The following is a 23,071-nucleotide window of genomic DNA, read 5'->3' as shown; positions in this document are numbered from 1 at the left end:
ATTGAACTCTCGTTCCCATGCTCCTGCGTGGGAATGCATACCAAGGCTTAAGCACAACGTAATACTCTCAGCGCGCGTATCGGTTCCCACGGAGGACCGTGGGAACCAGGGAAAACAAGGCCGCGCCGGCAATAGCGCCGATACTGCCCAACAGGCTGAACCCGATTATCCATAGCAGCATTCGTAAACCCTCGATCGATTTAACGCAACATGCCCAGCACGATCATGTTCGTGGCCTGCTCGGGTGATAGCCCGTGCGCGATCAAGGTCTCCAATTGCTTCTTGTCGACCGTGCCGATAGCCGCTTCATGAGTGATCTTTGCGAGCGGATGACTGATTTTGACGACCGGCGTCGATTGCCCGACCGCTTGGTCTTTGATGATTTCCATGCAATCCATGTGACCGCGCGAGCCTTCGGCGCGGCCCTCGGTGATGCCGACGATGTCCGCCCGGGCTTCGTCTTCCAACGCGACGCGGCTTTTGATCATGCTGCGCGAGAACCGGCCGTTAAGACTGACTTCTTCGTTGATTTGGATCGAATCGTCGTCATGCCCGTAGACACGGGAAATGATCTCGACGACCGCGTAATCGTCGGCCTGTATCGATTCATTCAAATCGAGCCGCCCGACCCTGCCCGATGTCAACGAGAAATCCGCGCTGTAACGCGCATGCTTGCCGACTTTGATCTGTGCTGTCGAATTGACTTCGATACCACCGGAAAGTCCATGAATATGACTATCGGTGAAATGCGCCTGCGCTCCGTCGCCGATCTCGATGAGCTTCTGCATAGTGTGTTTGACGACTTGAGCATTCGCGAACAGACCGTGCGCAATGAAATCGGCCTTGGCGCCCGGTTCGAGCACGACATGGACGCAAAAGTTTTGACTGCCGGTGCCATGCAGCAGCGCGAAGCAAAGATGAACAGGATTCACGATGTATGTATCGCGCTCTATCCTGATGTCGACCTTCGTCAACCCAAGGCTTTCATCGATATTCATCGAAAGACCCGGAATCGACCGCCGGCTGAGCAGCGATTGCCCGTCCGCCGCGATATGCGCGGTATCACGGTCGTCCAAGATACCGCGATCGATGCCGCTCGCGTTCAGTAACGGAATGAATCGATCAGTCAGCGGCATAGTCGCACTCCCGGCCGTTACAAACGACACAATGTCTGGCCTTGTAATTTTGGATGATCTTATCCGGCGCGCCGGTCATGACGACTTTGCCGCCGCACAACAGCGAAGCCTTGTCGGCAATGCCGGCGACTTCTTCGCGATGCGTGATCAGCAGAATCGACGACCCGTTTTGTTGTATTTGCTTGATCACGGCCAGGATACTCCGGACCGAGACCAAATCGATGCCGGACACCGGTTCGTCCAAAATGCAAAGCCGGGGCCGCAATGCCAGCATCGATGCCAGCTCGATGCGTTTTCTTTCGCCGCCGCTCATCGATTTGTCCAGCGGCCTGTCGAGATAGTCGCCGGGGTTCAATCCGACCTGGGCCAAGCATTCCGATAAGTCGGCTTGACCACGGCCAATGCTCAAATAGTCTCGCACCGAGATGCCTTCGAACAAGGCCGGCTCTTGCCAGACCATCGAGATGCCTGCCTGGGCGCGCTCGTACATCGTCCAGGCGCCGATGTCCCTGCCGGCAAAGAGGATTTTCCCGGCATTCAGCCGACAACCCTCGCTGCCGATGATCAAGCGCGCCAGGGTGCTCTTACCGGTGCCGTTCGTGCCGATCAGCGCATGCACATCCCCTTCGTCGATAGCGAAATCCAGACCGTCGAGAATCTTTTTGGGTCCCGCCGCATAAACGACATGACTCAACACCAGCAAAGACATCCTTCAGGACTCCTGCTCAGCGACCACGTCGGAATCGGAGCGCAAGCGCTCGGGTTCGCAGTGCTGATCGCGTCCTGTCAGCTCATCCATTTTTCTGAACATAGGACCGACCGGCGATTGCTCGATGCCGGTAAAATACAAGCGCCCCGCATTGACGACGACAAACACCGAACTGACATGATGCAGCAGCGCGGCAAAGATCGGATTGAGCAGGCCGAATGTCGCCAGCGCCAGGCCGACGCTGTTGAAACTGACGGCCCACAGATAATTTTGCCGGATGATTCCGCCCATTTTATGACCGAGCCGCAAGATCGTAACCAGATCCTGAGCATCGTGACCGAGAATGACGACATCCGATGAAATGATCGCCAGATTGACGTTCTTGTGCCCGCCGATCGCGATGCCGACATTGGCGGCGGCCAAAGACGGCGCGTCATTGACGCCATCGCCGACCATCGCCACTTTGCCCTGTTCCTGAAATTTTTTGACCAGCGCGGTTTTGTCGTCCGGCTTGCAATTGAAATAGTACTCGTCGGCGTTGATATAATCAGCCACGCGCTTGGCCTCCTGTTCTTCGTTATCGCCGGTCGCGAGCACGACCTTTTCGATGCCGCAGGCGCGGATCGTATCGGCCAAGCCCCGCATTTCCGACAGCATGATATCGCGAATGACGATGACTCCCTGGACTTCGCGGTCGACCGCCAGCCAGATTGCACGGCCTGTATAGTCGATAGCCGGCAATTCGATGTCCTGAAGACTTAGCGTTTCGGCGCTGCCCATCAGAATTTCCCGGCCTTCGATCCGGGCCTTGATGCCTCGGCCCGGAAGATCCTCGGCTTTCTCGACCGGCAGGAAGGCATTCAGACCCTGCTTTTTCGCATGATTGACGATCGAGTGCGCGATCGGATGATCGAAACGCGATTCGATCGATGCGGCCAGTTCCAATAGGCGCTGTGTCGTCAGGCCCATTTCGATGACCCGGCTGACCTCGGGTTCGGCCAACGTGACCGTGCCGGTTTTATCCAGAATCAGCGTTTTGATGTCCTGCATGTTTTCCAGCGGCTCGCCGCCGCGGGCCAGAATATTCGAGCGGGCCAGACGCCCGATATTGGCGGCGAACGCGGTCGGCGTCGCCAGCGCCCAGGCGCAAGGGCAAACCACCGCCAGCGCCGTCGCCATCAAATGCAGGCTGCCGGTAATGTAGAGCAGCAAAAAAGCATAGGCCGTAACCGACAGCAACAGAATCTGCACCGTGGTATCGGCGCGCCGCTGCAGATCGGATTTGTTCTCCAGACTGTTTTCGATTTCCTGAGTGATCACCGCGAGAAACGAATCGTCCCCATTTTTATCGGCCTTGACCTGCAGCGGCGCGCTCAGATTCAGCGTGCCCGATGTCACGCTGGCCCCGGTCTCCTTATATACCGGAAAAGGTTCGCCGGTAATCGTCGATTCGTCGATCGCCGAGGCGCCTTCGATGATGATTCCGTCGATCGGAACCATTGCGCCTTTCGGAATCAGCACCGTGGCGCCTAGCCGAATTTGGTTGATCGGCACTTCGACGATGTCGCCGTCCTGCAGCATCCGGGCGGTCTTTTTGCCCTCCTGAATCAGGCTTTCGATCTTTTCCCGGTTCTTCCGGATGATCGTGAACGAGATGTACAACCCCAGGCCGATGAACCAGGCGACCATCGCCCCGCTCAACGGCGCGCCATCGATCAGCGTCACGGTCATGACCAGTACGATCAGCAGTTCCGCCGAAACCTTGCGCAAGAACAACACGCTTTTCAACAGGCTTTCGAGATAGAGCGCCAAACAGAACAGATATAAGGGAATGCCCAGCCAATACAAGACCGGCAAATCATAAAGCGCATCCAAGCCGAACAAGACAACCGGAATCACGGCCGCGATGACGCGCAGCAGCATGATGTCTTGACGCGGACTGATCTTCAGCAGTTCCGCATCGATTTTGTCGAAATAGGTTTTATCAATCATGTTTATGCCCTTTATCAGATGTAGGCCGGGTTAGCGTCAGCGTAAACCGACATCCTCTCGTTCCCACGCTCCTGCGTGGGAATGCATACCGGGCTTAAATACAACGTGCCACTCTTAAAGCCGGTATCGGTTCCCACGGAGGACCGTGGGAACCAGGGAACGCCGGTGGGGTTGCCATGGTACGCACAGCGTACCCTACGGAGCTAGAAGTCTCAGATCGATGATTGCCGGCGTTTCCCCCAATAACGAAACACCAACACAACCGCAACGGCGATCATCGCAATCCCGGCCAGCCAGGCCGCCGAGCTTTCCGGATGCTCGCTAAAAGTCGCCGACTGATAAAACAGCGTCGCGGTCAGATAAGCCAATCCCGTAGACCAGAGTACCATGAACGACGACCAGCCGAGACTGGATTCCCGGTAGGCGGCCGCCGAAGTCGCGATACAAGGAAAATAAAGCAGGATGAACAGCAAGTAGGCAAACGCGCCGATCGATCCGTCGAAATACCGATGCAGCGCCGCGACAAACGGGTCCTGACCGGCCGACTGGCTGACCGGGCCGGCACCGAACATCTTTTTCAGTCCCATCGGGATGGTCATGAAGGCCCGTTCTACCGCATTGCCCAAGTCGAAGGACTGAACCTGCCGGGGGGAAGCCGCCTGCCCGGTTTCGGCATAGATCGTTTTCAGCGTGCTGATAACGACGACTTTATGCAGGATACCGGTAAACAACGCGACCGTCGCCGGCCAATTGTCTTCGTCGATACCCATCGGCGCCAACGCCGGCGTCACCGAACGTCCCGCGGCGCTGAGCACCGAATGTTCGATGTCGTTCGGTTTAAAGCCGCCGTACGTCCCGAGCGAACCGAGTATGTTCAAGAGCACGACCATCGTGATGATGATTTTTCCGACCCGCACGACGAAGGTCTTGACCCGGGTCCAACTGTTAATCAATACATTTTTTAGCTTCGGAACGTGATAATTCGGGATTTCCATCATCACCAGCGAAAATTCCTCTTTCAGAAACGTGTTCTTCAGCAGCAATGCGGTCAGCACGGCGAAGAACACGCCTATCGAATAAAGCATGAATACGATCAAGCCGCCGTGGTCCGGGAAAAAAGCTGCGGCGAACAAGGTAAATACGGCCAGCCGAGCGCCGCAGGTCATGAACGGATTCAACAGGATGCTCAGCAACCGGCCGCGCGGATTCTCCAAGGTCCGGGTCGCCAGCATCGCCGGCACGTTACAGCCGAAACCCAGAATCATCGGCACAAAGGCCTTGCCGGGCAGTCCCAGTACGCGCATCAAACGGTCCATTGCAAACGTCGCGCGGGCCATGTAACCCGACTCCTCCAATACCGAAATGAACAGATACAGAAAACCGAGAATAGGAACGAACGCGGCCACTTCCCGGATGCCGTTGCCGACACCCTGGGCGATCAGCATGATCAGCCATTGCGGACTGTCGAGCAGCATCAGGAAATGCCCCATGCCATCGACGAAAACCGCCTGAGTCAGGTCGTTGAAGAACGGCTTGAACGCGCGTCCGAGCTTGATCGTGAACGTGAACATCAAATACATCACGCCGAAGAAGATCGGTATGGCCAAGAAACGGTTCAATATCACATGATCGATCTTGTCGGAAAGGTTCCTGCCCAGCTCGGACTGCCGCGTGAGCGTCTCATTGACCAATAGACCGATAAAACCGTAGCGGCTGTCCGCGATCAAAAGATCCGTCTCTTCGGCGGCTTGGTCTTCGATCGCCCGGCGCAGTTGTTTCGCGGTCTCGGTCAGTAACGGATCGGCATGGCCGAGCGCAAAAGCGTCTTGTTCCAGCAATTTGACGGCGAACCAGCGCGCATCGCCGTAACGGTTGTCCAATTGTTGCTCGACCATCGGTGTGAGTCGATCCAGCGCCTCCCGAATCGCAAGCGGATAATCGATCACCGAATGCGACAACACTTTATGCTCCAGACATTGGTTGATCGCCGCTTTCAAGGCCCTGACCTCATCGACTCGGGTCGCAACCAATGAAACCAACGGACATTCGAGGCGGCGGGCTATTTCGTCGCTATCGATCTTGATGTCGCGGCCGGTCGCGTCGTCCATGTTATTCAACACCACCAGCATCGGCAACCGCATTTCCAACAGTTGTGTCGTCAGATAGAGATTATGTTCGAGATGCGATGTATCGACGATATTGATGATCAGGTCCGCCTGCCGCGAAAGAATGTAATCCCTGGCAATTTTTTCATCCAGCGCCGTGGCCGTACCGCTCACATCCAATGCATAGATGCCGGGCAAATCGACAATTTTGACGGTTTTGTCATCGAACCGATAAGAGCCGCTCTTGCGCTCGACGGTCACGCCGGCCCAATTGCCGACATGCTGACGGGCACCGGTCAAACCATTGAACAGCGTGGTTTTACCGCAGTTGGGGTTGCCGATGACGGCGACGGTGTATTCTTGTTTCTGCAAGACAGGTTTCAGGGCCGGCGGCACCTTGTCCAGACGCTCGATTCTCAAGCCGGCAACTTCATCCGGGCGCACGCTGAGATCGGTACCGCGCACTCTGATTTCAATCGGGTCGCCTAACGGCGCGATTCTCATAATTTTGAATTCGGTGCCCGGTGTCAAACCCATCGCCAGCAGTTTCTGCCGGTAAGGCAAGAAGCTTTTGTCATAACCCACGACGCGTCCGCAGTCGCCCGCTTTCATATCGCTCAAAGTCATGTGCATTAAAAGCCACCCTTGTTCCTTGATAAAACGCAAAAAACGCCAATGCCTTTGCTGAATCAGCTAGCTCGTCAGCTTACATCGCCCGCCTTCTTGCCGAGTAAGTCTTCATGCCGCCGGACAATACTTTGACCCGCAATCCGTTTTGCGTCAACAGACGATACGCATAATAAGCGCGTTGGCCGACACCGCAGATCAACCAGATATCACGATCCTTCGGTAACTCGTGAATGCGGTCGCGTAACGATTCCAGCGGTAAGTTTTGCGCAGCCGGAACATGACCGCCGGCATATTCATCCGCGCTGCGCACATCGACCAACAAGGCCGTGGTTGTCTCCAGCTCGTCCCAGTTCGCCAAAGGAAAATCGCCGCGCTGATGGTTGGCGGCCAACATGCCGGCGACGTTGACCGGGTCTTTGGCCGCGCCGAACTGCGGCGCATAGCAAAGCTCCAGATTCTCCAGATCGAATATCGTGGCTCCTTGCATCAGCGCCGTCGCGATGACGTCGATCGGCCGCGTGACGTCCTTCTCGCCGACGGCTTGCGCGCCCAAAATCTTGTTGTCCGTCTTCGAAAACAGCAGTTTGATATGTATCGGTTTCGCACCGGGAAAATAGCTGGCATGGTGGCCGGGATGCAAATAGACCTTCTCGTACTCGATGCCGAGCCGCTTCAATAGTTTTTCGCTGGCGCCGGTACAAGCAACGGTGAGCCCGAAAACCTCGCAGACGGCGGTTCCCAGCACGCCGTCAAAAACCAAGGGCGGCAATGCTTCTTTTTCTCCGCAAGAGAAATCATGAATGATTGCCGTCGCAGCAACCCGTCCCTGCCGGTTCGCCGGCCCCGCCAGCGGGACCAGTTGCCATTGCCCGGTGACACGGTTTTTGACTTCGACGACATCGCCGACCGCCCAAATCGCCGGATCGTTCGTCCGCATGTAGGGATCGACCCGGATTCCGCCGAGCTCGCCCAGTTCCAATCCGGCCTCCCGAGCCAGCGTGGCTTCGGGACGCACGCCGATTCCCAGGATGACCAGATCGGTGTTGAGCTTTGCGCCTTTCGAGGTGTGCAAGATCAAACCGCGCTCCGGATGCCGTTCGAACGACACGGCGCTTTCGCCGAGCCTTAATTCGACGCCGTTGTCTCTCAAACGCTCCGCCGCATAGCCGGCCATTTCGGCATCCAGCGGCGGCAGCACTTGGCCTGCCAATTCCAGCAACGTGACGTCGAGTCCCAATGCCACCAGATTCTCGGCCATTTCGAGCCCGATGAAACCGCCTCCGACGATCAGGGCGCGCGTTGCCTGAGCCGTGGCGGCCTTGATCTTTCGACTATCCGGAATATTGCGCAAGACATAGATTCCCGGCAGATCGATGCCCGGCAAGGGCGGACGGATCGGCTGGGCGCCGGTCGCCAAAACCAAGGCATCATAGGCTTCTTCGCGGTACGTATCCGTTTTCAAATCACGCACTTCTATCGTCCGCGCTTGCCGATCAATGCGCGTGACTTCGGTTTCGGTATGGACTTCGATGTTGAAACGGTGCTCGAACAAATCCGGACTGGCCACCAGCAGCTTGGCTTCGGAGTCGATCACGTCACCGACGAAATAAGGCAGGCCGCAATTGGCGAACGAAACGTGCTGGCCTCGTTCGAAAACGACGATGTCGCAGGTTTCGCAAAGCCGTCTCGCCCGCGCCGCGCAAGTCGCGCCGCCGGCCACGCCGCCGACGATCAGTATACGTTTTTTGTTTAAATTCATAATCAAAAACCTTAGCAGAAAAAGGATAGAATTGTGAGACATTTCTGAAAAGCAGCTTCTCGACCGATTCGCGCCAATGCTCTTTGGCCTTGCCCCAATCTTTATCGCCGACTCAGGCACTGCCGAAATTCGATGTGCGAACACTATATAACGAGCCGGCATGAGCCTTACGGAACAAGTTTGTCTCCGGCGGCCGGCATGCTCACGATTGATCGGGGCCTATTCCTTACAAGATACAAACTGGGCGTATCTAAGCCGACTGGGAAAATCGGATACAATAATGATCTTTCACAACCGTTTTCCCCAAGGATTGCCACGATGCCCGCAATGAGAATCGCCTTATTGTCATGTCTATTCATAACGGGCTGTGTCTCGACCGACGCCGTTTTGATCGCACCGCGGGGCAAACAGCAAGCGACTTGTTTGCAATTTTACCAAGAGCTCGATGATGCCGTTTTCGCAAATGACGCCGAAGATACCGGAGAAATGCGGATTCCCGGCTTTCCCTATCTTCGCGGCAATCGATTTTTTGCTTCATTTGCCGGTACTGCAATGTCCGATTCGGCTTATGCGCAGTGGCTCGAACAAATGCGGCAACTGGATGAGAACGCGAGATTGGCGGAATTCGCGAATTTACCGCGAGACGCGGCCGCCGTCATAACTTCCGGCTTGCCGGCGGGTTCGTCGTTTCGGCAAAGGCTCAACGAATGCGGCCTCGCGCTGGCCGGTTCGGATTTTTTTAATAAAACCGAATTAGCCGATCGAGTCGAGGTGCCCGACAATTACCGAACTTGGCAACGAGTTGCCGGAGCCTACCCGCTGCTGCGCTGGTTCGCCGGGGTTGCGCTCGACGACTTGCACAGAGAATTAAACGCCCCCTTTCAACTGCCGATCGAGCAAATTCCGGTATCCGGCAAACTAATCCGCTACGCGCCGCCCCGAACTGCGTCGATGACTCAGCAAGAAGCGGCCGATAGATTCGCCAAAGCCTACCGCAACCCGCTGCAAATTCCGCTGTTCGAAACAGAACTGCTTGATCGCCTGTTCGCGCAATTCGCACCGGTCTGGGAAATCGACACGCGCAACGAAACCGATCTAATCGGCACCGTGACGCTCGATGCGGACGGCAAACCGTCGATCGACACCGAAAAACCGACAGTCTACGTCAAACACTCCTATACACGTTTTCACGGCGAAAATTTGTTGCAGTTGATTTATCAAGTCTGGATGCCGGCGCGCGAAAAAACGGGGACGTTCGATCTTTACGGCGGCGAGTTGGACAGCGTGATTTGGCGCGTGACATTGAGCAGCAAGGGCCTGCCGATCGCCTACGACAGCATTCATGCCTGCGGTTGTTATTACAAACTGTTTCCTGCAAACGGCTTCATAGCATTGCCAAACGCAGACGGAACGGAAGCCGTGTTATCGCCGAAACGAATATCGGTTAATCCCTACGAAACACGCTTGCTGCTACGCTTGTCGAACAGAACGCATTATCTGCAGCAGGTAACGGTAGCCGATGCCGCAAACGCCGCGCCGTATCGCTTCAAACCTTACGACAACTTGCGATCGCTGCCTATCGGCAACAACGAACGGCGCAATCTATTCGGGCCCGAAGGCATTATCGAGGTCAGCCGAAGGGCCGAAAGATTCTTGTTATGGCCTTTCGGCGTCGCGAGCCCCGGCGCAATGCGTCAATGGGGCAGCCATGCGATAGCTTTCGTCGGCCGAAGACATTTCGACGATGCGTTTTTACTGGAACAATTGATAGCTCAGGAAAAATGATATCCGTATCTACTCCCAAATTTAGATGTTTAACTGTCGTTTGAGTTGGTTATTCAAAACATGGCTTTGGAATTATCCCGATCGGTTTGTCATGAATAAATGCAGGCTATACGGTTTAGAAAAACTAGCGTTGAAGCTGCATTATTGACAATTGAGCAGGAAATGCCGTATGTTAGCCCGGTCGGGACAATGACTTGTTAGGTAAACATTGGAAGGCATCGAACAACAACACCGGAGACAGACAATGAACGCAGAAGCAAAGACACTTGCTGAGAATTTGCTTGAAAAACTGAAGAGAGGAAAAGATCGTCGATTGTCCTTTCTACTAACGGGTAGAACTGGTGTTGGTAAGTCCAGCACGGTTAACAGCCTTATTGGAAAAGATGTCGCTCGGGTAGGTGACTACGAAGCTACAACAATGAGCGTTGAGACCTACGATTCGGAGCTTAACGGGATTAAGTTTACGGTTATAGATACGCCTGGACTCTGCGATGACATAGAGGAGGCGGAAAATGATGAAAAATATCTTGGGATGATTAAATCCAAGATAAGGAATTTCGATTGCTTATGGTTTGTTACGCGCTTGGATGAAACGAGAGTGTCTTCCGATGAAAAGCGAGGAATTAAGCTGATCTCAGAGGCATTTGGTCCGCATGTATGGGAACATGCCATTATTGTCTTCACGTTCGCGTGTAAGGTTGGCGCTGACAAGTATGAAGAAGCTTTTATGAAGAGAACTGATCTGATTCGGAAAGAAATTGCTAGGCATTCAGAGGAGCTTATCGCGTCTGAAATTCCGTCAGTAGCGGTGGACAATCATTCACACACGATACCTAACGGAACCGAGTGGCTCGGCGAGCTTTATACCAAAATCTGGCAGCGCATCTCGAAATCTGGAGCTGCACCATTTCTGCTCGCCACTACAAGCAGTGTGAAGCCTAAGGAGCCTGGGACAGAGGCGCGAATTAAACTCACCCCCGAGCAGAAGCGTGAAGTTAAAAAACAAATTGATGCCAAAGTTATCCCGGGCTTGGCTGCCGCTGGTGCAGGCATTGGCGCAGCGTTTGGTCCGGTCGGTGCCGCAATCGGCGGTACTATTGGAGCTACTGTCGGGCTCGTTGCATGGTTATGGGACTAATTGGGAATTTTCGTGAAGCGGTTTCTTCTCGTTGGGAAAACAGGTGTAGGGAAATCGAGCTTTGTAAATGCTTCGTTTGGAGTGGAATTGGCGCGTTGCAACCGATATGAGGCATGCACAAAACTAGCTGAAACTTACTCCCACGGTACAGAGTATGGTCCTTTGTGTCTGATCGATACACCGGGTCTCGCCGATGATTGCCGCGAAACCGATTTTAAATATCTGAAGATTATCCGAGAATTCATTGCAGAGAATCCGATTGACACCGCGCTTTTTCTCTCACGCCTCGATGATACTAGGTTTCGAGCTGAGGACAAGGAAACTCTACGTCTTATCACGGAGCAATTAGGCTCATCAATTTGGAGAAATGCTTGGCTGGTATTTACATTCTGCGCCGAGGTCGAAATGTCAAAACTTAATGAGGCAGCAAACGCTCGAATTTGTGAGATAGAAGACTATCTTAGAAGAGTGCGAGGAAATGCATCGTTTACCGGTTTTAATAAGTACATTCTGATAGATAATGTGAAAGTTGGTTGGCATCCAAATGCTTCTGTTATCACGGAAGCGCTCTGTGAAGAATCGTAGCGACCTAACCAGCGGGTCAACTTGAACGGCAAAAGCTGCGCTCCTATCGTCGCTACGCTTTCGCCGTCAAGTTACCCTTGTTGTTGGGGGTCTCCAGATTCCCCTCTCTCTGTTTGCATTCACTTACAAGCACCATGAAAAAGGAGCTAATACAATGATCTACTGCCGATCCTGCGGCAAACAACTGCACGAATCCGCCCGCTTCTGCCCCCAGTGCGGTTTCAACTTCCAACCTGTTGGAGCACCCAGCCCCTCAATCTGGATGGCCGTCACCGCCCTCGTGCTTTCCATCCTCACGTTATTGCTGCTTCTAGCCACATTCGGCGACATGGATACGCTCAACACCTTGAGCCAGATCGAATCCGCCTTCGGTAGCCACTCGCTCAAGAAGAAGCTCGCCGAAGATGCAGCAAACAGCGCCGCGAGCGGCCTCGTCTTCGGCCTGCCGGCAGGGGTGCTCGGCATCGTCAGCCTCGTGCAGAAACGCGGCGGGCGCGGCATGGTGATTGCCAGCCTTGTCATCGGCGGCATCAACCTCTTGCTCATCCTCAGTCTGTTTGGTCTCTCACTTGAATAAGGAGAATTACTTTTGGAACTCGTCTTTTGCATGCAATGCGGCCAGAAAATCCCCTCATCCGCTCACAACTGTCCCCATTGCGGCGCGCAGCAAACTCTGGCTGCCGCTAGCACATCCGTCCCACCCCAAGCGGCAAGCCTGCCTGCTAGCGCCTTGCCAGAAGGCATCAAGGGTTGGTCATGGGGCGCTTTCTGGCTTTCCTGGGTATGGGCTATCTTCAACAAAACTTGGATCGGACTGATGGCCCTGATTCCCTTGGTCAATCTCGTCATGATGGTGATCCTCGGCCTCAAGGGGCGCGAGTGGGCATGGAGAAACAAGGCATGGCCCAGCGTTGAGCACTTCAACCGTGTGCAGAAAAAATGGAGCCTCGCTGGCTGGATCATCATGGTTGCGAGTCTTATTTTGGGCATCGCCATCGGTGTGATCGAAGACCGGATGAAGCACCGCATTAATGGTGAGTTTGATACCAACTGGTCACTTACAGCTTCAAAGCATTCTGAACAATCAGATTCATATCGGATATTAGCTGAATCCGTCCCGGCAGCTCCAATAATGTCATATGAGCAATTGATTGTGTCTAATGGTGCGGTTGGAGACACATTTTCCGTGCAGCCACTAGAATACGGGAATGCCATAAATTATTTATCACGAGCAGGCGTGATTAATATTCTTGAATATGTTGTTGAATATCCAGATGCAACTGGTTATGTAGCAATAGAAAAAGCCTATTCATTTGGAACGAAATATGTGCTGATTGTTTCAACTGGAGAAGGAGGCGCCAGTTGTCCAGCAACAACGTATGCAATAGCTTTTGACAGTAAAACAGAATCGGTAACGGGAAAAGTGGAGATAGATGGCTGTTCAGAAAATATAGAGAGTTTATCCGATGGAAATAAGCTCATTGTAAAAAAAGATGGTGCGGCTAGTGTTTTTTTTAATGGTGAAGTTAAGCAAGCCACACACTCACCAATGATTAGCACAGACGTAACACAGTCGACAAGTCAAGAAAGTCCTGGGGAAGCACCTGCACAACATAACGAAAAGAAAAAAATGATGGGTGATATTATCGATGATAATCCGAACGCCAGACCCAATGGAGAGGATGAACTTAAAAATAAATTGCAAAGGAAGCCTTGGCAAGATGAAAACGGCTTTATTCATTACCCTGATGGATCAGTCACTAACAGTCCAGTCGATTAAAATGTAGATGAGAATCAGTGGGGGCAGTGTCGTTGATTTTGAAAAATATGAGGATCTTAATCACGCATTTGGCCTAACGATTGCGTCAACGTGACCGGTTTTCCGCTGACGCTCCAAACCGGCCCGTTACGCTGGCGTTATGCAAATGAATCAACAACAACGTCTATCGCATTTGTGATCTCTTCTGCATCACCAGCTTCGAACTCAAAATGATCGCTATCATCTTCTAAGCCGATGCAAAATGAATTTGAGTTTTCAACTTTGTATATTCGTAAGCGTTGTCCAGTTTTGTTTTCTAAAACTATTGTTTCAATTTGTTTTTTCATGTTTAGTTCCAGTAATTCGCATAACCATAAAATTCACCTGACCCGCTATCGCGGGCCGGTGATTTTGGCGTTAGATTAATTTACACAACAAAAAAGGAGAAAAAATGGAAGGTACAGTACTTCATTTTGATGAATCAACCAAAAAGGGGGTTGTTAGGAGTGAGAATGGTGACAGATTTGACTTCGCTGATAGTGACTGGAAGTCGAATGGTGCTCCACGCACAGGCGCAAAAATCGACTTCGTAGCTAAAGATAACGTTGCGTCTGAAATATATGCACTGAGCAGCCCAAGCATTTCAGGAAACTTCGCGGAAAAATTATCTGACTTTCAAGGTTCAGGGTTAGGACAAAAAATAAGCGCCTTGTTCGGTAATGGTATGCACAACAAATTGGGGCTTTTAGCAGCAATAGCAGTTTTGATTTCGCTATTCTTCCCAGTAATAGAAATACCATTTCTAGGTAAAGGCAGCCTTATCAACGATGGAACTGGCAAGCTGCTCTTCATGTTGCTGATTGTATTGGCTATTTTCTTCTATGGTGGTGCAACAAAATTGTACACACGCATATTGGGGGGCGTCGTACTTGGAATACTGTTCTTCCAGTACTACGACTTGTTCTCAGGACTAAACCAGGCCAATGATTTTGTTGGTTCGTTTGCCGGAAGGAATAGGAACGCACCGAACTTCTTTAACCTTATACAGTGGGGTGCCTTTGTAAATATCGCAGCATGTGTGGCGCTCTTCGTGGCGACGTACATTAAGGGATACACCAATAACGAGAAAGCAATCTAACGAATAAGGTTAGATTTTGTGAGCAACGCGAACCAAAATCTAACCGTTTGTTGGACAAGCCCGGCCCGGTTGACTCAGAGTAGGTTGGATGCTTTATATATGAAAATAGCTTTTGGCGTTTTGTAGGTGCCGCGGCTTTTTGCGAGCGGCGACACCTCAATAAGCTTGAAACCGTTGCGTTTGCCGCTACAAAAGCGCAAAGACAGCGCTTTTAGGCGCATTATAGCCTGATTTTGGGCCGCGCGATGTCCTCGGCAGCCGAATGCCGATGCTGACCCATCCGAAGAATGTGCGGGTCGTCTACATAACCGAAGCGACCTGTGGATTATGGTCTGATCGACTTAACGGGATAGCGTAGACCTTCGGTATCCGCGTTTTCACGATGCGCATATCGCCGCCGCAGCACGGGCACTTCAGTGCCGGGCGTTTTTTCAGCCAAGCCAAGTCCTGATTCGGATTCACACCGAGCAGCAGTTGCAACAAGCTGATCAAGCGTTTGCTGTTGGGATGCAAAAAACCGAAGTTGCGCGTCCGCCGAAAGCCTTTCGGTAAAATATGACGCAGCATCAACCACAGGAACTCGGCACCGGGTAGGGTTCGGGTTTGTGTCTGTTTCGTCTTGCTGTCTTGGTAACGAAAGGTCACCTGGCCGTCTTTGCAGGCGATGATGTCCTTTTCCTGGATGACGCCTTTGTAGAGATAACGGCCCAGGTAAACCAGCGCCTTGTCGCCGTTACCGACCGACTTGACGTCGACGACCCAGGTTTCGGGATACCGTTCCGGCAGTGCCAAGCCTACATGATTGATGGCGTCGAGCAGTTTCGCGCGGAACACTTTGGCCAGGGCTTTGTGATTGAACAAATAGCCGGTGCCGCTTTGACTTGGGTTGGGCTTTTTGCTTTGGCCCTTACCGGTCTTGGTTCGCCACAGTCGTCGTTCGGTATCGATGGCGGCGGCCGGCATGATGACGTGCACATGCGGGTGGTAGTCGAGCCGGCGAGAATGGGTGTGCAGCACCGAGATCGCCCCGGCGCGACCCTTTAATTGCGCATCGTTTTGAGCAAACGTATTCAACGTCTCCCAACTGCAGCGCATCATCAAATCGTACAGGGTGCGTTGCTGTTGCCAGGCCAGCACTCTGAACTCCTTCGGTAGGGTAAAGGTGATGAGGAAATACTCGGCCGGCACCTGTTTTTTGAGTTGCCGCTCCAGCCATTGCTGGCTCTCGTGCTGTTGGCAATGCGGGCAGTGGCGATGACCGCAGGAGTGCGGGATGAAGTCTTGGTGAACGCAGTCCTCGCATTGCGCTTGCATCACGGGGCTGTGCGTGGTGCGGCACTGTTTCATGGCGGCCAGCGCATTCAAATGGCTGGGTAAGAGCGAACCCGCGTACTGTTCCCGCAACTCGGCTTCGAAGGTCGAAATAATGGATGAGAGAAGAATCATTGGACTTTCCCCCAGTCGATAACAAAGCCGTCCATCAAGGCATTGATGAGTTGACCGGCATTGCGGTCGGTATCGTCGGTCAAGTGCGTATAACGTGCGGTAGTCAGAATACTGTGATGACCGAGAATTTTTTGAACTTCAAGCAGGTCGACGCCGGCTTCAATCAGGTGTGTGGCATAGCTGTGACGTAAACAGTGCGGAGTGATCTTTTTTTTAGACCGCATTCCTCGGCGACTTTACGCAAAGTCACTTGCACGCCGCCACGATCGAGTGGGGTAGTGGCCGCATGCGCCGACTTCGGACCACCTTGGCGACTGGGAAACAGCAACACCGGATTGCGGTGCACTTGCCAAAAGCGGCGCAGTAAAACCAATGTCGTTTCCGGCAGCGGTACCAAGCGGTCCTTGTTGCCTTTGGCATCCCGAATATGGACACGCTGCCGCTCAGCATCGATATCGCCTACCTGAAGCCGCAAGCCTTCACCGAGGCGCAATCCCAGACTATAGAGCGTGAAAAAGAACACCCGGTAACTTACCGAGCGGGTTACCATAAACAAACGCTGCGCTTCTGCAACCGTGACGATATCCGGCAAGCGCTGACCCTTCGGCGGCTTGATTAAATCCAAATGCGCCCAAGGCTTGCGCAGCACATGTTGATAATAGAACTTGAGCCCGTAGAGATCCAGCTTCACGGAACTCCAAGAATGGGATGCCAGCAAATCGGAGAAATACTCGAGCAATTGCGCTTCGGATAAATCATGGATTTGTTCATCGAAATACGTGCCGATGCGCCGAATGGCCCGGGAATAGGCCTCGACCGTCTTCGGCTGAAGCCCTTTGAGTTTCAGGTGTTTGAGATGAGTTTGATAGTTTTGCTTGAAATCGAACGCGGATGATGCTGTCATAGCTGTGTAACCTCATGATTCGTCGTGGAATGTTCCCTCGTATAATGAGGGCGTGAGGTTACATTTTATCGTCAATCAAGCGGCACGGCTTTTCTCCGCGTTAGCGGCTTCGTCCAACAACTGGTTCAACAACTGGTTCAAATCGCTCACTGCGCTCGCTGGGACGGGCTAAAGCCCGCCCCTTAACCAAACGTTAGGCAGTGACAATAGTCACGCAAATTTCAAACGGAGAAACTAAATGAAAAAAATGGTAGTGATTTTCGCTTTAACCGGATTGCTAATTGGATGTGGGAAGTCAGAACCTAATGTCGACATTGAAACTTACGACAAGGTCAATCAGCTTTTCGGAATTAACTATGTTCAAGTGAAAGTGAAAGCAATTAGCGATGAAGTTACTGTTGAAGACATTATAGTTAATAGAGGTAACTGCAAGATCGAAAATAAAAATATCTTTAATGGAAAGCCCATCTTGCCAAAACAATTGAAATTTGGGGAGTCGGTATCAGTTTCATTTTCTGGGCCGTGCGAGGCAGCTCAGGTTGATGTAGTCACAAATAACGGAAGCTGGACTGTATCCTACTAGAATTTGCCTAACAATTTGCTAAATTTCGTTCCGGCCACAAACGGCGTGGCCTCCACGGGACTGCCTACGCTGCGCTGCGGCAGCCCATTAGCAAAGCGTTAGCAGTCGGGAGAAAGAAAATGCCAAGTCGAATTCAGCCCGTATTTATTTCTCATGGTGGTGGTCCCATGCCGCTTTTAGGTGATCCTGGCCATAGTGAAATGGTGACTTCCTTGGAGATATTGGGTGCAAGGCTAGGTCGCCCAGAGGCCGTTGTCGTGGTCAGCGCTCATTGGGAAGAGAGAGTCCCAACCATCACGGCAACTGAAAACCCTGTGCTGATCTACGATTATTACGGCTTTCCCGAAGAATCGTATTCCATTACATATCCTTGCCAAGGCGAGCCGTCATTAGCTGGCGAGCTACATAGGTTGATTGAATCCGCTGGGATTGATGTGAACATGGATCAAGAGCGAGGGTTAGATCATGGTGTTTTCGTGCCGCTTAAGATCATGTACCCCGAGGCAGATATTCCCTGTGTCCAACTGTCTTTGTTGAGCTCGCTAGATCCTGAAAGCCACATAGCTGTCGGTGAGGCATTACGAGACTTGGAGCGTGAAAACGTATTGCTCATTGGTTCGGGGTTTTCATTCCATAATTTGAAAGCTTTCTTTGCCCCAGAGACCGTTGAATCATCCCAGTCCAATCGCGATTTTGAGCAGTGGTTAGGCGATTCATGCTGTAATTCAACCTATTCAGCAGCGCAACGGCGACAAAAACTAATTCGCTGGTCCGATGCCCCTGGAGCAAGGTATTGCCATCCGCGAGAGGAGCACCTGTTGCCGCTTCATGTGTGTTTCGGCGCTGCTGCCGGGCAGCCAGCGGAAGCGATCAATCTTAGGGTTATGAACAAAGAGTCCAGTATGTATGTGTGGTGAGCCGACTGCTAACAAATCGCTGAACACGGACGCCAGCTTCGCTGGCGCCGGTTAGCTCAGGCGTTCCCGGCGGCTTCGCCGCCGGGAATCGCGGCGCTCACTTCGTTCGGCCTTGTCCCGTCGCCTTGCGCCGGAACAAGGCGCTTCACCAGACGGACCTGCCGTCAAGCATACAGCTTGCCGCCCGCTCCGCTGGTGAGCGCCGCGATTAGGCCATTAAGGAAGATAATGTCGAACTATATCCGCATAAATGAGTTCTCACCAGAACAAAGCGAACTTTGGGAGAGAGTTCTTGCTCTTTGGGCGTTGTCGATGAATCGCAATAAGAATCAAATTCGCTCCACCCTTCATCCGCGCTATATAGGTTGGGATATGAGTTCACCGCTCCCTCACGATCGAGAAGCGGCGGTTAATTCAGTAACAGATAATTCGCCGGAACTACAAAAGTATGAACTACAGCCATTGAGCGTTCAGGTTTATGATGGTCGGGTAGGTGTAGCGCACTATACATACACGGCAACTGTCATCCCGAAGGGCGGTGAAGCGTTGAAGGTTACCGGGAAATGGAGCGAGGTATATCTTAAAATGGATGGCGCTTGGCAAATGATTTCAGTCAGCGGAAAACCCGATGAGCTTCAATAGCTTCGTAGCGAACTACTGGCCTAACAAGGCAATTTCACTCGGACGCTCCGCTTCGCTACGCGCCGGTGAATTGCGGCGTTCCCGGCGGCTTCGCCGCCGGGAATCGCGGCGCTCACTTCGTTCGGCCTTGTCCCGTCGCGCCTTGCGCCGGAACAAGGCACTTCACCAGACTGCGCAGCCGTCAAGCTTACAGCTTGCCGCCCACCCCGCTGGTGAGAGCCGCGATTATGCAACAAAATGATTGCAATAGGCACACGTTGTGCTAAATTTTAAGCATGAATCACTTCGCTTGGAACTCAGAGAAGAATGAGCAGTTAATTCGGGAACGGGGTATATCGTTCGAGAGAATTATCTATCACATTGAGAATGAAGGGCTTTTGGATGTAGTGAAGCACCCGAATCCTGCAAAATATCCGAAGCAGCGTATGTTCATAGTCAACATCGAAAACTATGCCTACCTTGTGCCATTCGTTGAAAACGAAACAGAGTTCTTCCTGAAAACCATCATTCCAAGCAGGAAGGCCACAAAGAAATATATTGAGGTGAATGATGAATAAGTTATCCCGGGAAGAGAAGGAACTACTTCAGTCATATGAAGCTGATGAGTGGGTTTCAGTTGCAAGCCCTGATGAAATTAATAAATATAAGGCAGCAGCAAAAAACACCTTCAGGAAAGACAAGCGTGTAAATATTCGAATGTCAGAATTGGATTTAGAGTTGTTGCAGGAAAAAGCTCTGATTGAAGGTTTGCCATATCAAACATTAATATCTAGTGTCCTACATAAATATGTAACGGGTCGGCTAGTAGATAAAAATGCATAGCAAGGCCGTAAACACGGACGCATTTTTCGTTCGTTACGCTCACTACAAAAGCGCCGGTTACCGATTGTCTGGCGAATAACCGCACCCTCTCTGATTACTTTCATTATCCGGTGTGATGAGTAACTTCATGATCGTTAGGTTATTTTCTGCGATAAACATCGGAACCTTCGACTTTTTTCAGCTTGGATTCCAATCTTTTCACCGAGTCGGCGGAGATGAACATATAGTCTTGCGACAAACCGGAGTTATCGATGAACGATGAAACTTGCTCATCGACTTTTGCCTGCGTCTGCCAAAATTTCGGTTTGATTCGGTAAGCGATCACATAGCAAGGATATTCCGGCGTGTATTTCACCGATTTTTGCACCAGATACACCTTCGCAATGACCGGGTGCCGATCGAAATAGCCGACAAAATCGGCGACGATGTCGGGGTCTAGGCCGTGAGGAATAAATTCGTCGGATTCCAGAATCAACGATCGCTCTTCCTGCGCGGAATTACGCAGATATTCCTAATTTTCCAAGCGCTCGTAAAATGGCTCGGCTTCTTGCTCACGCCCTGCATCGTTATAAAACTCGATCGGATACTGAATAGGGTAGAGTAGAGAACAGGATTTCACTTTCCGTAGACATGGCCTATCTGTTTCCGCCCCTTTCGTCTGGCGGTGCCTCATTAGCTTTATCATAGTTAGTTTCTCCTGTCCTCCCTCATCAAACCGTGCATGCGCTATTAACGCACACGGCTTTCCGATGTTCTTCACACCACGGCATGCGCTGTTTTCCAGCCCGCCTTTGTCGGAACCTTGTATAACCCGTATCTCGCATATAACTGCTGGCTTGGGAAACGACCGAGGCCGATCCCACGGTCTTTGACCTTGTGCCGCTTCATGAGGTGCTTTCGCAGACGTTCTTCAGCATGCGTCTTCACCTTTTCCAGTACGCCATTGGAATTGCGATAGTGAAAGTAACCCGACCAGCCGCGAAGGCTGGCGTTCATGCTTCCTATAATATCTTCCAACGGTATCGGCGTACGCTCCCGTGCGGTCAATTGCGTTATACGGTCTTTGATTTTCGCAAGCGATTTCGGTGCCGGGCAGACATGCGGATAACTTTTGCCCGACTTCAATCCCTTGCTCACCCTGATTGAAAAACCCAAGAAGTTAAAACTTTCCTCTCTGGCATCAACTATGCGGGTTTTGGTATCATTCAACTCAAGATCAAGACGATCCAGCACATGCCGTACCGCGGCCAATGGTGCATCAACTGCACCTGCACACAGCACGACAAAATCATCCGCATAACGGACGATGCGCGCCTTTAACTTCCATCGTAGCTGATGTTTCTCCCATATCCGGTCAAGTAAATGCAGGTAGCAGTTCGATAGCAACGGTGAAATGACTCCACCTTGCGGCGTGCCCTTGCTGTTTGCTTTGCCGCCGCCCATATGCTTCTTGGTGCCGTCCTTATCCTCTTCGATGACCGGTGCTTTGAGCCATAGCTTGATGACGTGCAATATCGCACCATCAACAATGCGCTCGGCAATAACGGCCAGCAGTTTGGCGTGAGGGATGCTATCGAAGTATTTCGACAGATCGGCATCAATCACTTGGGTATAGCCCTGATGTAGCGCTTCCGCTATTTCATCAACCGCGTCGTGGGCCGATTTCTTTGGCCGAAATCCGTAGGAGTTCGGGCAGAAATCCGTAGGAGTTCGGGCAGAAATCCGCTTCAAATATCGGTTCAATGACGAGTTTTACCGCCATCTGGGCTACCCGGTCGCGGATCGTCGGAATGCCCAGCGGGCGCTGACTGCCGTCCGCTTTGGGAATCATGACGCGCCGTACCGGACTTGGGTGATAAGTCTTGTCTTTCAGGTCTTGAGCTAATTCCGACAAAAACTGGTCTATCCCTATCTTCTGCTCTATGTCCTCGAAGTTCACTCCGTCAACGCCGGGACTTCCTTTGTTAGCACGGACAAGGCGGTAAGCAAACATGAGGATGTCTGCCCGCCACACCTTGTCATAGAGCGCATAGAAGCGATAGGCCGGTTCTTGCTTGGCCTTGGTATAGAGCTTCCTCTGTAGTGTCCTGATTTCATCAGGGGTTATTAGCAACATGGCAATCCCCTTTTCCTCCACTCTTCGGTTACATGAACAAAGCAGGGTCCCTTCCCTCGGTCTGGGTTATGTTGTCCCTAGACTTCCATCGGTACTATGAACCCCTCCGACTCCCGTTACGGCCTATTGCGCCTTCGTTTCCTTATACGCAATAGTCGATGGCCTCCCCACCGCCGCAACGGGTCTCCAGCACTGGGCAATGAATCTTCAAGAACATGCCGACCCTGCTACCCCGGAAGTCGACGGATACCACTTCCGTTATTTCAGTATCCATCCAACGGCCTTCCCCTTCTGACCACAGGGTCGGCTCCTCCAATTCGTTTACGAGGCTACGTGTAGGTTCACTTGCGTTACGGCCTGCTCTCTTGCTGTTTGGAAACTTACGACACCGTGTTACCACGATGCCGCTTCCTCATACTACCAAGGCGTACGGACAATTCCTTGGACGGGACTTTAACCCGCTAGATTTACTGCTGTTACTGCGAACGGTCAAGTCTTGTAATTTGCATCAAGTCTCGTTTATTCAAGCACGTATTTGCAAAAGTCACGACCCCTTGGCTACTTTTGTAGAAGTTTTTTTATGCTTGTTTTTAAATCTATCTTTTCCAAAAACCATAAATTGAAATGGCAAGGCGAAAGCCGTCCCAACATGCATCCTTCCCGTTCGAACCTTTGGTGGCGCAATCAACGCGTTTTGATTCCCTTTGCCGTTAACAGCGAGTTTCAAAAAATTTCTTATCTCGATGTCCTTCAAGAGAAAACAACCGACTTGTCTCTGGAAAATAAGATTGTCTTGAGGAGCTTCGGCTGCCGGTTTGGCCACAAGGTTTCCAACACCTTTATCGGGTCAATCGGAACCCATGAATGGCATCGAGCTTTATGCGCAAGTACTTAACTCGGGTTTG

Annotated in this window: 22 protein-coding genes and 1 pseudogene; 11 read left to right on the top strand and 12 right to left on the bottom strand. The window is 52.1% G+C overall.

Going from position 1 to position 23,071, the window contains the following annotated elements; all coding sequences use genetic code 11:
* Positions 1 to 200: 200 nt before the first annotated feature.
* From WJM45_RS07945 to WJM45_RS07925, 5 genes are all read right to left on the bottom strand, one after another.
* A complete protein-coding gene (locus WJM45_RS07945) occupies positions 201 to 1,136 on the bottom strand; it encodes a SufD family Fe-S cluster assembly protein (protein WP_341328422.1) in 936 nt (311 codons plus the stop codon).
* Positions 1,123 to 1,845, bottom strand: a complete 723-nt coding sequence (locus WJM45_RS07940; RefSeq protein ID WP_341328421.1) for an ATP-binding cassette domain-containing protein — start codon at positions 1,843 to 1,845, stop codon at positions 1,123 to 1,125. The genes WJM45_RS07945 and WJM45_RS07940 overlap by 14 nt, the downstream gene beginning before the upstream one ends.
* Before the next feature lie 3 nt (positions 1,846 to 1,848).
* The gene (locus WJM45_RS07935) at positions 1,849 to 3,837 is read right to left on the bottom strand and encodes a cation-translocating P-type ATPase (RefSeq protein ID WP_341328420.1); all 1,989 of its coding nucleotides are present in this window, start codon (positions 3,835 to 3,837) and stop codon (positions 1,849 to 1,851) included.
* 212 nt (positions 3,838 to 4,049) lie between these two features.
* Positions 4,050 to 6,569, bottom strand: coding sequence for a Fe(2+) transporter permease subunit FeoB (gene feoB, locus WJM45_RS07930; RefSeq protein ID WP_341328419.1), 2,520 nt, complete (start codon positions 6,567 to 6,569; stop codon positions 4,050 to 4,052).
* 79 nt (positions 6,570 to 6,648) lie between these two features.
* Positions 6,649 to 8,331 (bottom strand): FAD-dependent oxidoreductase, encoded by a 1,683-nt coding sequence (locus WJM45_RS07925; protein ID WP_341328418.1) that lies wholly within the window; start codon positions 8,329 to 8,331, stop codon positions 6,649 to 6,651.
* Between the two features lie 318 nt (positions 8,332 to 8,649).
* On the opposite strand from WJM45_RS07925, the gene WJM45_RS07920 reads away from it, so the two are divergent.
* The 5 genes from WJM45_RS07920 to WJM45_RS07900 all read left to right on the top strand — a co-directional run bounded on the left by WJM45_RS07920 (position 8,650) and on the right by WJM45_RS07900 (position 13,619).
* Positions 8,650 to 10,116, top strand: coding sequence for a hypothetical protein (locus tag WJM45_RS07920; protein ID WP_341328417.1), 1,467 nt, complete (start codon positions 8,650 to 8,652; stop codon positions 10,114 to 10,116).
* 244 nt (positions 10,117 to 10,360) lie between these two features.
* Positions 10,361 to 11,254 carry a GTPase gene (locus tag WJM45_RS07915; RefSeq protein WP_341328416.1) on the top strand — a complete coding sequence of 298 codons (894 nt, stop codon included), beginning with the start codon at positions 10,361 to 10,363 and terminating at the stop codon, positions 11,252 to 11,254.
* 12 nt (positions 11,255 to 11,266) lie between these two features.
* On the top strand, positions 11,267 to 11,839 hold the full coding sequence (locus tag WJM45_RS07910) for a GTPase (protein WP_341328415.1): 573 nt from the start codon (positions 11,267 to 11,269) through the stop codon (positions 11,837 to 11,839).
* Positions 11,840 to 11,993: 154 nt separating this feature from the next.
* Complete coding sequence (locus WJM45_RS07905) at positions 11,994 to 12,416, top strand: zinc ribbon domain-containing protein (RefSeq protein WP_341328414.1); 423 nt, start codon at positions 11,994 to 11,996, stop codon at positions 12,414 to 12,416.
* Between the two features lie 12 nt (positions 12,417 to 12,428).
* On the top strand, positions 12,429 to 13,619 hold the full coding sequence (locus tag WJM45_RS07900) for a zinc ribbon domain-containing protein (protein WP_341328413.1): 1,191 nt from the start codon (positions 12,429 to 12,431) through the stop codon (positions 13,617 to 13,619).
* A 137-nt stretch (positions 13,620 to 13,756) separates the two neighbouring features.
* On the opposite strand, the gene WJM45_RS07895 is transcribed toward WJM45_RS07900, so the two are convergent.
* Positions 13,757 to 13,945 (bottom strand): hypothetical protein, encoded by a 189-nt coding sequence (locus WJM45_RS07895; RefSeq protein WP_341328412.1) that lies wholly within the window; start codon positions 13,943 to 13,945, stop codon positions 13,757 to 13,759.
* Positions 13,946 to 14,049: 104 nt separating this feature from the next.
* Here WJM45_RS07895 and WJM45_RS07890 point away from each other — a divergent pair, with 104 nt between their 5' ends.
* Complete coding sequence (locus tag WJM45_RS07890) at positions 14,050 to 14,736, top strand: hypothetical protein (protein ID WP_341328411.1); 687 nt, start codon at positions 14,050 to 14,052, stop codon at positions 14,734 to 14,736.
* A 300-nt stretch (positions 14,737 to 15,036) separates the two neighbouring features.
* On the opposite strand, the gene WJM45_RS07885 is transcribed toward WJM45_RS07890, so the two are convergent.
* Both WJM45_RS07885 and WJM45_RS07880 read right to left on the bottom strand, forming a co-directional pair.
* Positions 15,037 to 16,182, bottom strand: coding sequence for an IS91 family transposase (locus WJM45_RS07885; RefSeq protein WP_341325984.1), 1,146 nt, complete (start codon positions 16,180 to 16,182; stop codon positions 15,037 to 15,039).
* Positions 16,179 to 17,086 (bottom strand): annotated as a pseudogene (locus WJM45_RS07880) (site-specific integrase). Before WJM45_RS07880 ends, WJM45_RS07885 begins: the two are co-directional and overlap by 4 nt.
* Positions 17,087 to 17,324: 238 nt before the next feature.
* Between WJM45_RS07880 and WJM45_RS07875 the strand changes: the two are divergent.
* The 5 genes from WJM45_RS07875 to WJM45_RS07855 all read left to right on the top strand — a co-directional run bounded on the left by WJM45_RS07875 (position 17,325) and on the right by WJM45_RS07855 (position 20,050).
* Positions 17,325 to 17,669 carry a hypothetical protein gene (locus WJM45_RS07875; protein WP_341328410.1) on the top strand — a complete coding sequence of 115 codons (345 nt, stop codon included), beginning with the start codon at positions 17,325 to 17,327 and terminating at the stop codon, positions 17,667 to 17,669.
* Between the two features lie 119 nt (positions 17,670 to 17,788).
* Positions 17,789 to 18,586, top strand: coding sequence for a class III extradiol ring-cleavage dioxygenase (locus WJM45_RS07870; protein ID WP_341328409.1), 798 nt, complete (start codon positions 17,789 to 17,791; stop codon positions 18,584 to 18,586).
* Positions 18,587 to 18,814: 228 nt separating this feature from the next.
* The gene (locus WJM45_RS07865) at positions 18,815 to 19,228 is read left to right on the top strand and encodes a nuclear transport factor 2 family protein (RefSeq protein WP_341328408.1); all 414 of its coding nucleotides are present in this window, start codon (positions 18,815 to 18,817) and stop codon (positions 19,226 to 19,228) included.
* A gap of 275 nt (positions 19,229 to 19,503) precedes the next feature.
* Positions 19,504 to 19,785: a BrnT family toxin gene (locus WJM45_RS07860; protein ID WP_341328407.1), complete on the top strand. Its 282-nt coding sequence runs from the start codon at positions 19,504 to 19,506 to the stop codon at positions 19,783 to 19,785.
* A complete protein-coding gene (locus WJM45_RS07855) occupies positions 19,775 to 20,050 on the top strand; it encodes an antitoxin (RefSeq protein WP_341328406.1) in 276 nt (91 codons plus the stop codon). Before WJM45_RS07860 ends, WJM45_RS07855 begins: the two co-directional genes overlap by 11 nt.
* 139 nt (positions 20,051 to 20,189) lie before the next feature.
* Here WJM45_RS07855 and WJM45_RS07850 read toward each other — a convergent pair whose 3' ends face one another.
* The 4 genes from WJM45_RS07850 to WJM45_RS07835 all read right to left on the bottom strand — a co-directional run bounded on the left by WJM45_RS07850 (position 20,190) and on the right by WJM45_RS07835 (position 22,989).
* The gene (locus WJM45_RS07850) at positions 20,190 to 20,525 is read right to left on the bottom strand and encodes a hypothetical protein (protein ID WP_341328405.1); all 336 of its coding nucleotides are present in this window, start codon (positions 20,523 to 20,525) and stop codon (positions 20,190 to 20,192) included.
* Between the two features lie 281 nt (positions 20,526 to 20,806).
* Entirely contained in the window at positions 20,807 to 21,781 is a 975-nt protein-coding gene (locus WJM45_RS07845) for a reverse transcriptase domain-containing protein (RefSeq protein WP_341328404.1), read from the bottom strand.
* Positions 21,693 to 22,166 carry a hypothetical protein gene (locus WJM45_RS07840; protein WP_341328403.1) on the bottom strand — a complete coding sequence of 158 codons (474 nt, stop codon included), beginning with the start codon at positions 22,164 to 22,166 and terminating at the stop codon, positions 21,693 to 21,695. The genes WJM45_RS07845 and WJM45_RS07840 overlap by 89 nt, the downstream gene beginning before the upstream one ends.
* Before the next feature lie 544 nt (positions 22,167 to 22,710).
* Entirely contained in the window at positions 22,711 to 22,989 is a 279-nt protein-coding gene (locus WJM45_RS07835) for a hypothetical protein (RefSeq protein ID WP_341328402.1), read from the bottom strand.
* Positions 22,990 to 23,071: the final 82 nt, after the last annotated feature.

The organism is Methylotuvimicrobium sp. KM2 (assembly GCF_038051925.1).
Taxonomy (GTDB): Bacteria; Pseudomonadota; Gammaproteobacteria; order Methylococcales; family Methylomonadaceae; genus Methylotuvimicrobium.
This window is presented reverse-complemented; position numbering and strand designations above follow the sequence as displayed.